We start from the raw sequence: 13,145 nt of genomic DNA, 5'->3' as shown, positions 1-13,145 counted from the left end.
GTTTAATGATTTAACTCAAGTCATATCACCAATAAATATTTAGACAAAATAGGACATTTTTCATTCCTCCATAAATAACCATAAATATTCCATGGTAATTATTTGTAATTACTATTATAAATGATTCTTATTAATTGTTATATACGATAAGTTATTTAAATATTTCTATTTTTTGATTTTTTGTTCAGTTTTTGTTCAGTGTCCCAATTTATACTTTGAGCGTAAAAGTAATTTAGCGAAAAAGGGGGAAATGAGGCGAGATAAATTTATGTTAAGTGAGAGGATGGAACGATGAAGAAGAACGTCACATTATTTATGTTGCTTCTACTCGTATTTCAAGTGATTAGCCCAGGGATAATAGCGGTTGCTGCTAATACGGTGGAAGCGGTGCAGCATAAGGTAACAACTAAATCGACAGGGAATATGTGTTTAAGGGAGCATGAAGGGGAGCTAAGTTTTAAGTGGCCAGCACCAAAACAAAAGAAAGTTGATTTTGTTATTGTGCAAGATGCAAGTGGAAGTTTCAAAGGCACAATGCCAAATGTGAAAAAAGCATTGAGCAATATCGTAGATGAACTAAATCCTGCGACGGATCGGATTATGGTAACGAGTTATCAAGATTATAAGGGATATAAAGCTAGTGACGGGCGTGTACTTGAAAGTAGAGGTAATGGGATTAAAACAACCTTGCAAGCAGGATTAACTAATAACTTTACCTCAGCAAAGAATGGCATCAATAAAATAACTCCAGATAGCGGTACACCAACTGCCAGTGGTCTTCAGTTTGCGTTAGCTGAGTATGAGAAAGCGAAGGGACAAAATGATCCAGACCGAGAAACAGTTTTTCTGCTTGTTACAGATGGTGTTGCTAACATTCGAAAGGATGGCTATATTTACAAATTAACAAATCAACTAACGGATCAGGGCACAGGTTATAGGTCGAATGAATATGGGCAAGATTATGTAGGTGCTTTGAAGGAAGTAACTACAGAGGCTCAAAATATAAAAAACGCGGGATATAAACTTGTTACAGCTTTTTGGGAAGATAAAAGTATATTAGCAGCATCTGACCAATATTATACTAAGTACGATAAAGAAGTAGGTCCATATGCAAGGCAAGAGTTAAAAAAGATGGCAACAAAACCGGAATGGTTTGTACTGGCAAATGATATTGAAGAGTTTACAAAAAATTTAATTGAAACCGTTACAAAAGTGACAAAAAAAGAAAAAGATAAGTTGATTTTAAATATTAATAATGATTTGCTCGTAACAGGTGTGCAAGGGTCTGGTCCAAATGGTGTTAATACAAAGCCTGTTATACAAGGGAATCAGATCATTTGGGATTTAGACGGACAGCCAGAAGGAACTTATAAAGTCACTTATAAGGTGAAGGAAAAAACACCGCAATCGAAAGAATTTAATGTTGCGGATGGATATTTTATGTTCTTTGATCAAAAGTTTGATATTCAAGCCGTCAAGGCACTTCCGAATGAAAATGCTACTAAGTGTAATACGGCGGTAACGAAAAAAGTTTCTGATTCAGATCAAAAACTGGTCGATGAGGCATTGTTAAATTCATTGCATGAAGAATTTGTATATGATGTCAATTACAACTTTGGATTTGATATGGAGTCAAAACAAGAAATCGTTATACAAGATGATTTGGAAGATATTTTAGAAGTTTTAGATACGAAATTAGTAAATGAAAAAGGCGAAGTTGTAAATATAGCGCCAGTTATAGATAAAGAAAAGTCAATTGTAACGTATAAGTTGCCAAAGCAAAATGATTCGTACGCGTATTTAGCTGGTGGACAATATCGATTAACGATTAAAGCGAAGATAAAGATTGGTACAAATATCGATGTGATCAAAGGGTACCTAGATAAAGGTGGCGTTCCGAATACGGCAAAGCTCATTATAGATAACAATCCAGTTGTTTCTAATAAAGTCATTGTGAAGCCACCAATTGAAGAACCGAAATTACGCAAGACTGTATCGGATGATGATGAAAAGAACGTGGAAAAGGCTACATTATCCAATGTAAAAGAGAAGTTTGTTTGGAATGTGCAGTATGAATTTGGAAGTTCACCAAGTGGATACGATTCTATCGTATTACAAGATGATTTAGAAGATGTTTTAGACATATTAGATGTGAAGGTCATCAATAAAAAAGGTGAAGTCGTAAATATAAAACCAAAAATTGATACTGCTAAGAAACAGGTAATGATTGAAGTACCGAAGCAAGAAGGAAGTTATGTGTATTTAACAGGTGAAGTATATACGGTGCAAATTACATCTAAAATTGCTGATGGTGTAAATCAATCAGAATTAGCACGTTATATAGTAAAAGGTGGAATCCCAAATACAGCAGAGTTAGTACTAAATAATAAGTCAGTGAAATCTAACGAAGTGTATGTGGTTCCTCCAAAGGAAAAACCGAAAGTAACAAAAACCGTTTCTACTCAAAATGAGAAAGAAGTGGAAAAGGGTACATTGCAAGAGAGAAATGAAGAGTTTACTTGGAATGTAGCATATCAATTTGGTAATGATACAACAAATTTAGAGAAGGTTACCTTACAAGATGACTTAGAGGATATTCTAGATATTTTAGATGTGAAGCTTATGAATGAAAAAGGTGAAGTTGTAAAAGTAACACCGAACATTGATAAGCAAACAAAGAAAGTGACAATTGAGTTAGAGAAGAAAGATGGTTCATATGCGTATTTAGCTGGTTTAAAGTACACGATGCATATTAAAAGCAAAATAGCAGAAGGTACACCAGTAGAGGTGTTAGCGAAATATATTGCAAATGGCGGCGTGCCAAATATAGCAGAGCTCATATTTGATAATACGCCAATTAGTTCGAATAAAGTAGTTGTTATTCCGCCATCTATAGGTAAGATCGAAATTGAAAAGGTAGATGCAGCTGATGAAAATATTAAGTTGCAACATGCGGAATTTCAAGTTTTTAACCAAGAAGGAAAAGAAGTTGGAAAGTTAATTACAGATGAAAATGGCAAGGCTAGCTTAGAGAAACTACCGTTTGGAAAATATACGATTAAAGAAGTGAAAGCGCCGAATGGATATATGTTGCTCCGTGATCCAATTGAGGTCGAGGTAACGGCAGCGACACCTACACAAACGTTAAAAGTAGAAAACAAAAAAAGCGAGTGGGAAATTCCAAACACAGGCGGTGCTGGAGCAAATGTATTTTATTTAATTGGTACTTTTTTAATGATTGTAGTTGTATTTTTGTTTTTCCATAAGAGAAATAGTAATTACTAGAATATTAAATTGGTAGAAGAGGAGAACGAGAAATGAAAAAATTTTTAAGTATGTTTTTAATCTTTTTGCTAGCATTTGCTTCATTGCCAAGTATGTTAATAAAAGCGGAATCGAAAAGTGAAAAAAAAGGCACGTTAACAATCCATAAATTTGAACAAGAGCCACTTAATAATCCAGCTTTAAAAGAAAGTAGCTCTAAAGGAGTAGAAATTCCTAAAGATGCGAAGCCTTTAGCAGGAGTTGTGTATCAAATTAAACAAGTTGAATCATTTGGAACAATTTCAAACGATGGGAAAATTGTTAAAGAAGACATCAAACCAGTAAATGGAGTTCCAATTGAAGTTGAAACGAATGCGGATGGGATTGCATTTTTTGGCGATTTACCACTAGGTCGTTACGAAGTGAAAGAAATTTCTGGACCACCACATGTAAATATAGACACAAAAACATACAAAGTTGATATCCCGATGACAAGTGAAGATGGGAAAGTATTAACATATGATGTTAAAATTTATCCGAAAAATGAAACGAAACGTGGTGCAGTAGAATTAACAAAAATTGGTGTGGAAAATAAAGCGTTAAAGGGTGTTCAATTCTCTTTATATAAAGAAGATGGAACAGAGTTAGAAAAAGGTTTGGAGACAGATGGAAATGGTAAAATTCGTGTCGGTAACTTATCGTACGGGAAGTATTACTTTTTAGAAACGAAAGCGCTAGATGGTTATGTGTTGGATCCGAAAAAATATGAATTCTTCATTAAAGAATCTGGTGTAATTAATAAAGATGGTACAGTTACTTCTGGTGAAGTAGTTAAAGTTGATGTGAAAAACTATGAAGAACCAACAATTGATAAGAAGATTAATGGAGATTTAAACAATTTACCAATTAATACGAAGACGGATTATAACTATGATATTAAAACACTAATTCCAGAAGATATTAAGGATTATAAACATTATGTCGTAACAGATGTATTAGATAGTCGATTAGAAATTCAAGGTCAACCAGTTGTAAAAATTGATGGTAAAGTAGTAGATGCAAGTGTTGTAGAAGTAGTTGTAGACGGTCAAAAAGTAACGGCTACTGTAAAAGATTTCTCTAAATTAGATAACAAAAAAGAGTTTCATTTGCAAATTAAAGCACAAATTAGAGATGGCGTAGAAACAGGAGTAGAGATTCCGAATACGGCAACAATTACATTTAAAAACAAAGATGATGTAACAGGTGAGAAGGCAACAAAACCAGTTATCGTTACTCCAACGACTGGTGGTATTACATTAACGAAAGTTGATGGGAAGGATGGTAAGAAATTAGAAGGTGCAGAATTTGCGCTGCAAGATACAAAAGGAAATCCAGTAGAAATCGATGGAAAGAAAGTAGTAGGTACATCTGATAAAAATGGTGTAATTACATGGAATAAGCTACCTTACGGTGAGTATCAAGTTGTGGAAACGAAAGCTCCAACTTATGAAAAAGAAGATGGTACAACAGGTAGTTATCAACAATTAAGAGAGCCAATTCATGTAAAGATTGATGCTGATCATAAAACAGTTACACTTACTGTAGAAAATAATAAGAGTGGATGGATTTTACCTTCAACAGGTGGTATCGGTACAATCTTATTTACTGTAGTAGGTCTTGTATTAATGATAATAGCAGCATTTGTTTTCTTTAGAAAAAAAGCAACAAATAATTAATAAGCGATTTAAACGGTAATGAAAAGAGGAGAGGGAGGCCTTTCCTCTTTTTCGGCATTTTAGCCCGTTATTTGAGGGCTAACAATCAGTGGGGTGAACAAAACCTACACTGATTAAAGTTTCACTTTATAGGAGGATATGATGAAACGTAACATTATATTTGGTGCTATTTTTTTATTGGGACTTTGTATTTTCTTATATCCAACAGTTAGTAATTGGTTAGCAACACGAGCTCATTATTCAGCGGTTAGTTCGTATGATAAAAAAGTAAAAGAGTTACAGCAAAAAGAAATTGAACGTAGGGAGAAAGAAGCGAATGAATATAATAAAAATGTCCAGACGACGTCACAGTCATTTTCGGATCCATTTAATGAAAAAGGGGGCGACGAGAGTGGACGTTCATATGCAGATGTATTAAATGTAGGTGAGAGTATGGGGTATATTGAAATTCCTACAATTGATGTAAAGCTTCCAATTTATGCTGGCACATCTGAAAATGTTTTGAGCCGAGGAGTAGGACATATTAATGCTTCTTCTTTGCCAGTAGGGGGAGAAAGTACGCATGCTGTTTTAACGGGGCATCGTGGTTTGCCTTCTGCTTTATTATTTACGGACTTGGATAAGGTGAAGAAGGGAGATACTTTTTACATACATTCATTAAATAAAGTGCTTGCTTATAAGGTGGATCAAATAAAAGTTGTATTACCAAATGAAACGAATGATTTATTAGTTGTGAAAGATAAAGATTACGTTACGTTAGTTACATGCACACCTTATGGAGTAAATACACATAGATTGATAGTTCGAGGGGAACGGGTTCCTTTTGAAGTGAAAGAAAAGGAAGCAGTTGTGGCTCAAGTGAATCCATTTGTAGTAGAAAAGTGGATGATTGGAATAGTAATCGTTCTATTATTTTTCATTGGAATGTTTCTTTATTTTAAAGTGAAAAAACGTTAAAGTACGAGTGATGGAAATATTTTTAGAATATAGTTATTATTCACTCGATAAAGAAAGTGTGATATGTTATGGTAAAGATTTGAAAAGATTCCGTAATTTTATAAAGAGGGAATAAGTATGTCTAAAAGAAAAATATTGATAGTAGTATTCTTATTTATCCTTTGTATTGTCGGTTTTCGTTCCATTTGGTTTAAACAATCTCTTTATATAAATCAACCACATGCTGAAGAAGGGATAGTAAATTTATCAGATATAACATTTGGCGAAAAAAATTTAGTTACGTTAAATGGTGAATGGAAATTTTATCCGAATGTTTTACTTACCCCGGATCAAATGAAGGAAAATAATAAAGATTATGAATATATTAATGTTCCGGGGAACTGGAAAGAAAGAGTTGATCGTACTCATCAAAAAGAATATGGCACGTATGCGCTATCTATCAAAGTGAAGAATTCGAATGAAAATTACGGCTTAAAAATACAGCGTGTTCATAATCAGTTCGATTTGTATGTAAATGGAGAACTTGTACAGGAAAGAGGAAGTATTTTTAAACCGAATGATGTACATAAAACTTCACTTACACCAACTGTCATAAAGGTAAAAGCGAATGAACAAGGGGTAATTAATCTTCTTATTCCTGTTACGAAAACGACACAAGAATCGAAACATGGCGGGATTACAGGTGGAGTGCGTTTTGGCAGTGAAAATGCTATTGTACAGGATAGCTTTAACAATCTTATGATGCAAATTATTGCAACGACAATAGTGTTTTTACATGGTATATATGCATTTATCATTTTTGTGATGAAGCCGAAAAATGTTGAGATTCTATATTTTTCACTTGGTAGTATATTTGCAGGTATTATATTTTTAATTACGGATGAACGTTTTTTGTTCTCTTTGTATGAATTTGAATTTTCAATATATATGAAAATTATATATATATCGTTTGTAGGTTTCGCTTTATTTATTTTACTGTATATGAAAAGGTTTTTACGAGGTTATGGGGACAATAAATTTATTTTATTTACCATCGTATTATGCGGAATTTATGTTTTCGTAGTATTGTTTTCTTCACCTAGACTAGTGCAAGATTTTGGATTTATATTATTTTTTACAATTATTATTCCATTCATTTTAACAGCAATTATTGTTTTACGAGTGGTGGAAAGTGGAAAGTATGATTTAATCTTTTTACTTTTTACAGTGATTAGTGCTACTTCTGGAGTATTGTGTGCGAGTTTTAAAGAGTTTGCGTTCATGTATAGCATAGGGTTTGCGAGGATATTTGATGCGGATTTTTATCCATTTGATATTTTTTTAGCAATGGTATCATTTTCGACTTTTTGGTTTATCCGATTCTTTCGCACGAGTGATGAGAATAGTGAACTGGCTGGAAAATTAAAAGAAGAGCATCATAAGAAAGATCAATTTTTAGCAAATACAGCGCACGAACTTAGAAATCCGTTACATGGGATGATGAATATTGCACAAAGTGTAATGGATGAAGAGAAAGCGATAAATGGTGAAAGTAAACAACATCTAAAACTATTAATGACAATAGGAAGGCGTATGTCGTATTTGTTGAACGATTTAATAGATGTTACAAGAATGGAGCAGAAAGGGATACCGATTCATAAGAGACCGGTTGATTTGCAACCAATTATTACAATGGTGATTGATATGCAAAAGTTTATTGGAGAAGAAAAGAAATTACAAATTATCGCGAATATCCCTGAACGGTTTCCATTTGTATTAGCTGACCAAAATCGTCTTATTCAAATTTTATTTAACCTACTTCATAATGCAGTTAAATTTACGGATGAAGGGGCTATTACAATTGATGTTGAAAAACGAAAAAATTACGCGGCTATTCAGGTTACAGATACTGGTATTGGAATTGATAAAGAAGCGCAAAAGCGAATCTTCCTTCCATATGAACAAGGTAGTGATTCATATGGTGAAAGTGGAGGATTTGGACTTGGGCTAAGTATTTGTAAACAATTAGTGGAAATGCACGGGGGAACACTTACTGTTACATCCGTTTTACATAAAGGCTCTACTTTTACATTCACATTACCACTTGCTGAAAGAGAAGAGATGCTAATTGTGTCAAAAGAAACAATTGAAAAAGTAGTGGAATTAAAACAAGTTGAAATGAAGGATAATCGAGTCGGTAATAGAAAGAGAATTCTTGCTGTTGATGATGATCCTATAAATTTAAAAGTATTAAAGAGTATATTACCACAAGATGAATATGAACTTGAAACGGTAACAACCGGAAGAGAGGTTTTGGAGCGGTTAAATATGGAGTGGGATATGATATTAGTAGATGTGATGATGCCGAAAATGTCAGGTTATGAATTAACAAAAATGATTCGTACCCAATACTCTATTGCAGAGTTGCCTATTGTACTGTTAACGGCTAGGTCGCAGCCAGAAGATATTTATACAGGATTTCTTGCTGGGGCGAATGATTACATTGTAAAGCCTATAGATGCACTGGAATTAAAAGTGAGAATTAATGCATTAACAGAGTTAAAGCAATCAATTCATGAGCGAATAAGAATGGAAGGTGCTTGGCTTCAGGCGCAAATTCAGCCGCATTTTCTTTTTAATACACTAAATACGATTGCTGCATTAGGTGAAATTGATATTGTTAGGATGGAGAAATTAATTGTTGAGTTTGGAACGTATTTAAGAGCCAGTTTTGGTGAAGAAGTGTTAGCGGAAACCGTACCTATACAGCATGAATTAGATTTACTTCAATCGTATCTTTATATTGAAAGAGAGCGATTTGGAAAGAGAATACAGAGCGTGCTGGAAGTCGAAGATGGAATAGAATGTGTAGTACCACCGTTTTCTATTCAAACATTAGTAGAGAATGCTGTGCGTCATGGTATATTAAAAAAAGCAAAGGGTGGAAGCATTCATATAAAAATAGAGAGTGTGAGTGGATTTATAAACATTTCGATTGCGGATGATGGGATAGGCATGTCAGATGAAAAAATAAAAGAAATATTAGTGAAAAAACCGAATCAAAAACAGGGAATAGGTTTATTGAATACGGATGCACGATTAAAACAGTTATACGGAACTGGATTAGAAATAAAAAGTGAACTTGGAAAAGGAACGATTGTTTCATTCCAGCTTCCTGTTGTTATGGATAAATAGGGTTGTTAAAAAATCCGAAGTGATGAGTGCTTCGGATTTTTTACTTACTTATTCACTTCTAACAAAATCTGCTCTATCTCTTCAAAGTGATGAGTATATTGCGATGAAAGGAACATCATTATTGTCGTGCACATCTGAATTTGTAAGTAAAAGTATATATAAGGTAATTTATGTTAAAATGTAAAGGGGGATAAAACATCTGTGCCAACACACAAGATAGTTTGAGAGGGCGTGCTACATTTTGGGGGATATATTAAAGAATAATAAATTAAACAAAGCTTTAAAGATTGGAACGAATATCGTACTTATTTTATTAATTATCGGTGCAATACAAATGTTTTATGATGAAGATTATACGAATGATCATTTCGGTTGGCTATTTATGATGGTCTTTTTTGCAATTAAAATAGTTTCTAGTTTTATAATAAGTTTAAAAGAAGGAGATAAGAAGGCAGTATTTATTGATTTAGGTTTAGTGAGTTTGTGTGTTCTTCTTTTAATTGTTACTAGTTGAAATACTTCTTTTGAAAAAAGCTCATAGTTTTATAGAGACTGTGAGCTTTCCTTAATAATAACGGTACTAGTGTAACGATTTATAAAATGTTCGAGTAGTAGAAGTAAACTGAGCAGCTTCTTCCAAAAAGGGATAATGGTTACTCGCCTCAAATGTCACAAAGATAGAATTACGTATACCCTTATGCATTTCGATAGAATATTGAATCGGGCACTGTATATCATGTATTCCGCATATAATAAGGGTCTTTGTTTGGATGGAAGGTAAATGATCTCTTAAATCAAATGATGGATATTCATTGGCGAAAACGTTCATCCGGCTAGCGGACATAGTTTTTTCGATTGGTTTACAAAAATAAGAGTTGTAGTTTTCGGGTTTATGCAGTGATAATTTTGTTCTCTCAGTAGATAGTTCTTTTCGTTCTTCACTTGTAAGGTGAGGGCTTTTTAAGTTTTCGATGAGTTTTTGCATATAATGAAACTTTGGGTGTGCTGGGTGATAAATGCAAAATGGTGTTTTGGTATAGTTACTTGCTGCGGCTCCAACGATGACTAATGATTGTAAAGAATTTGGATACGTAATCGCATATAGAAGTCCAAGCATACCCCCTGTTGAGTGGCCAGCGAAATGCCATGTTGGAAGTTGTAAAGCTTCTCGTATAGCTTCTAAATCGTGAATCGTTTCAATCATACTTAATTCTTTTTTTGAATTGGCTTTTACAGAGTTACCAGCGTCTCGTAAATTAATGAGGAATACACGATGCGTAGAAGTGAAAACATTCGCAAAGTAATCACCCGTTTCATTAAATTGTGAATAGTGATGTGTAATGCAAAGGGGTTCGCCATTTCCTTTTGTAAAAAGCTCGAATGTGCCACGTTTCGTGTGAATCATTTTTTGCTTCCACATAATATCACGACCTTTTTTCATAAAAGTTGGGCCACTTAATTATGAAATAAAATATATCAGCGATTATCAAAATATATCGACTTACCGACAGAAACCGACAATAAGTAAAAGGAGGCTATTCAAAAACGAGCCTCCTTTTCATTTAGTACAAAGATTTTTTCATATTATTCCGAATAATTTCAAGAGATTTCGCTACAGTTAATGCATTCTTTTCTTCAATTTCTGGTTTGCGGGGGATAGGTTTATACATGTTGTCTGGATCTTCCCATGTGAGGGGAAGTTCTGTTTCTGCTTGTCCTTTCCAAGCGTCAATCCATTCTGGAGGAAGATAACCTGAGATGTTTTGGATGTTGTTCATTTCGAGCCAAATGAGTGCCCAAGCTCTTGGGACGACGCGCCAGTGATCATAGCCACCGCCGCCGACAGCGATCCAGCGACCTTCGCAATATTCGTTAGCGATTTCGCGAGCGAGCTTCGGTATTTCACGGTAAATATTCATCGTTGCACAAAGGTGTGTAAGTGGGTCGTAATAATGTGCGTCAGCACCGTTTTGCGTTAAAATAATATCCGGTTTAAAGTAGGCTGCAACTTCTTTTACGACAGTTCGATATGAATCTAAAAAAGATTCGTCTTCTGTAAAAGCATCGAGTGGAACGTTAAAAGAATAACTATAGCCATTACCTTGTCCGCGTTCATTTACAGCGCCAGTTCCAGGGAATAAATAGCGCCCAGTTTCATGTAGTGAAATGGTGCATACGTTAGGATCGTCATAAAAGGACCACTGTACACCATCACCGTGATGAGCATCTGTATCAATATATAAGACGCGTAAACCGTATTTCTTCTGAATATATTTCATTGCGATGGAACTATCGTTATAAATACAAAAGCCAGATGCTTTGCCGCGGAAGCCGTGATGTAAGCCGCCGCCTAAATTAAGCGCGTGTTTTACTTTCCCGGAAAGAACAGCATCGACAGCAGTTAACGTACCGCCAACGAGTAATGCGCTTGCTTCGTGCATATTTGGAAACATCGGTGTATCTTCTGTTCCGAGTCCATATGTCATCGCGATTGATTTTTCTAATTTACCTTCTCCAGCACGTTTTACCGCATTTATGTACTCCTCTGTATGAACGTAGGCGATCTCTTCATCTGTAGCCATCCGTGGTGGGATGATTTGGGAAGGAGAGATAAAACCACCCTTTTGTAATAAATCATACGTAAGTGTGACGCGCAGTTGGTTAAAAGGATGATCAGGGCTAAACGAATAGCCCCGAAAGTCCTCCGAATAAATAAACGCGCTACTCATGCTTGCATCCCCATAATGTTCGGCCATAATACACGGTAGCCTTCTGCCTCAAGTGCATCAATCACTTTTAGCGGATTCATCGTTTGAATGCGGAAAACGAGTACTTTATCATTCTCATCTTTTGCTGGGTAGACGAGAACGCTCACGATATTGATTTGTAACTCACTAAAAATAGCAACGACTTTTCCGAGAATGCCAGGTTCGTTTTTTACTTGAATTTCAATTTGTGAACTTGGTTGATGTGCTCCTGTTAATTTCACTAACGTGTGCAGCACAGTAGATTCAGAAATAATTCCAACTAACTTTCCAGCCTTTGTAACAGGAAGACAGCCAATTTTATTTTCAAAAAATAAAGTAGCAATTTCCTCAACGAAATCGAGAGGATGGCAAGTCATAACAGGATGTTTCATAATGAGTTCAAGCGGTTGCTTCAGCATATCGAGTGAAACTTGTTCATCTAAAATAGACGGACTTGCATCTCTTACATCCCGATCAGAAATAATGCCTACGACGTGATTATTTTGATCGACAATTGGAATGTGCCGAATGCCTTTCGTGCGTATCGTTCGGATTGCTGTTTCGATTGTATCGTTTGGATGTAGTGTCACTACATCTTGATTCATAATTTCTTCTACAATCATTCCAGTTGCCCCCTTTATTAATACATAAAACGATTGTGAAAACGTAGACGATCAAATGCTTGAATAGAATCCGTATCAACGCGTTTGCCGATGCGGACCATTAAACAGTTAGCGGGATGCGAGCAAATTTCAGGATCATCTGTAGCCATCCATTGTAACCCGCCCGCATTCATCATCTTTTCCATTACTTTGCGGTACTCCCAAACATTTAAGCCTGTTTGTTTCAAATCCCAGTGCCAATAATATTCAGTCGTCAATATAATGTAATCTTCCATATAATCGTCCATCATTGAAACTTCTAATAAGTTTTTTCCGACAGCGCAACCACGGAAGGCTGGGACAACTTCAATTGCCCCGAGTTCAATTAAGTTTTCCATTTTTCCTTCTGACCATCGTTCAAGTGGATCAGGATACAAGTATGTAACATATCCAACAATCGTTTGGTCATGTCTAGCGATAATGAGACGAGCTTCTGGTAATTTAGAAATTTCGACAATTGCTTTATATTGCTGCTCGGCAGGACGAAACGCAATTAAGTCTGGATGAAATTCATACATTTCTAAGTTATGTGTAGAGACAGGCCCTTCAATAATTAAAGTGCCTTTCGCTGTTTTTAAGTTTCTGGCATTATATATTTTTTTATGAATCAATGTATTGCTCAC

At 35.0% G+C, this 13,145-nt stretch carries 9 protein-coding genes; 5 read left to right on the top strand and 4 right to left on the bottom strand.

Going from position 1 to position 13,145, the window contains the following annotated elements; genetic code table 11:
- Positions 1 to 291 precede the first annotated feature (291 nt).
- The 5 genes from MR083_RS12730 (at position 292) to MR083_RS12710 (ending at position 9,627) form a co-directional block, all read left to right on the top strand.
- Positions 292 to 3,285, top strand: a complete 2,994-nt coding sequence (locus MR083_RS12730; RefSeq protein ID WP_242269427.1) for an isopeptide-forming domain-containing fimbrial protein — start codon at positions 292 to 294, stop codon at positions 3,283 to 3,285.
- 32 nt (positions 3,286 to 3,317) lie between these two features.
- Positions 3,318 to 4,982 (top strand): SpaH/EbpB family LPXTG-anchored major pilin, encoded by a 1,665-nt coding sequence (locus tag MR083_RS12725; protein ID WP_242269425.1) that lies wholly within the window; start codon positions 3,318 to 3,320, stop codon positions 4,980 to 4,982.
- A 141-nt stretch (positions 4,983 to 5,123) separates the two neighbouring features.
- Entirely contained in the window at positions 5,124 to 5,939 is an 816-nt protein-coding gene (locus MR083_RS12720) for a class C sortase (RefSeq protein WP_001971043.1), read from the top strand.
- A 117-nt stretch (positions 5,940 to 6,056) separates the two neighbouring features.
- Positions 6,057 to 9,113: a hybrid sensor histidine kinase/response regulator gene (locus MR083_RS12715; RefSeq protein ID WP_242269423.1), complete on the top strand. Its 3,057-nt coding sequence runs from the start codon at positions 6,057 to 6,059 to the stop codon at positions 9,111 to 9,113.
- Positions 9,114 to 9,354: 241 nt separating this feature from the next.
- Complete coding sequence (locus MR083_RS12710; protein WP_242269420.1) at positions 9,355 to 9,627, top strand: hypothetical protein; 273 nt, start codon at positions 9,355 to 9,357, stop codon at positions 9,625 to 9,627.
- Positions 9,628 to 9,693: 66 nt separating this feature from the next.
- Here the strand turns inward: MR083_RS12710 and MR083_RS12705 are convergent, their stop codons facing one another.
- The 4 genes from MR083_RS12705 to acuA all read right to left on the bottom strand — a co-directional run bounded on the left by MR083_RS12705 (position 9,694) and on the right by acuA (position 13,133).
- A complete protein-coding gene (locus MR083_RS12705; RefSeq protein WP_242269419.1) occupies positions 9,694 to 10,554 on the bottom strand; it encodes an alpha/beta fold hydrolase in 861 nt (286 codons plus the stop codon).
- A 121-nt stretch (positions 10,555 to 10,675) separates the two neighbouring features.
- Positions 10,676 to 11,842 (bottom strand): acetoin utilization protein AcuC, encoded by a 1,167-nt coding sequence (gene acuC, locus MR083_RS12700; RefSeq protein WP_242269417.1) that lies wholly within the window; start codon positions 11,840 to 11,842, stop codon positions 10,676 to 10,678.
- Positions 11,839 to 12,483 carry an acetoin utilization AcuB family protein gene (locus tag MR083_RS12695; RefSeq protein ID WP_000634568.1) on the bottom strand — a complete coding sequence of 215 codons (645 nt, stop codon included), beginning with the start codon at positions 12,481 to 12,483 and terminating at the stop codon, positions 11,839 to 11,841. The genes acuC and MR083_RS12695 overlap by 4 nt, the downstream gene beginning before the upstream one ends.
- Positions 12,484 to 12,500: 17 nt before the next feature.
- A complete protein-coding gene (gene acuA / locus MR083_RS12690; protein ID WP_000581384.1) occupies positions 12,501 to 13,133 on the bottom strand; it encodes an acetoin utilization protein acetyltransferase AcuA in 633 nt (210 codons plus the stop codon).
- Positions 13,134 to 13,145: the final 12 nt, after the last annotated feature.

Source organism: Bacillus cereus group sp. BfR-BA-01408 (assembly GCF_022663305.1).
Lineage (GTDB): Bacteria > Bacillota > Bacilli > Bacillales > Bacillaceae_G > Bacillus_A > Bacillus_A pacificus.
The sequence above is the reverse complement of the archived record's forward strand: the minus strand, read 5'-3'. Positions and strand labels throughout refer to the sequence as shown.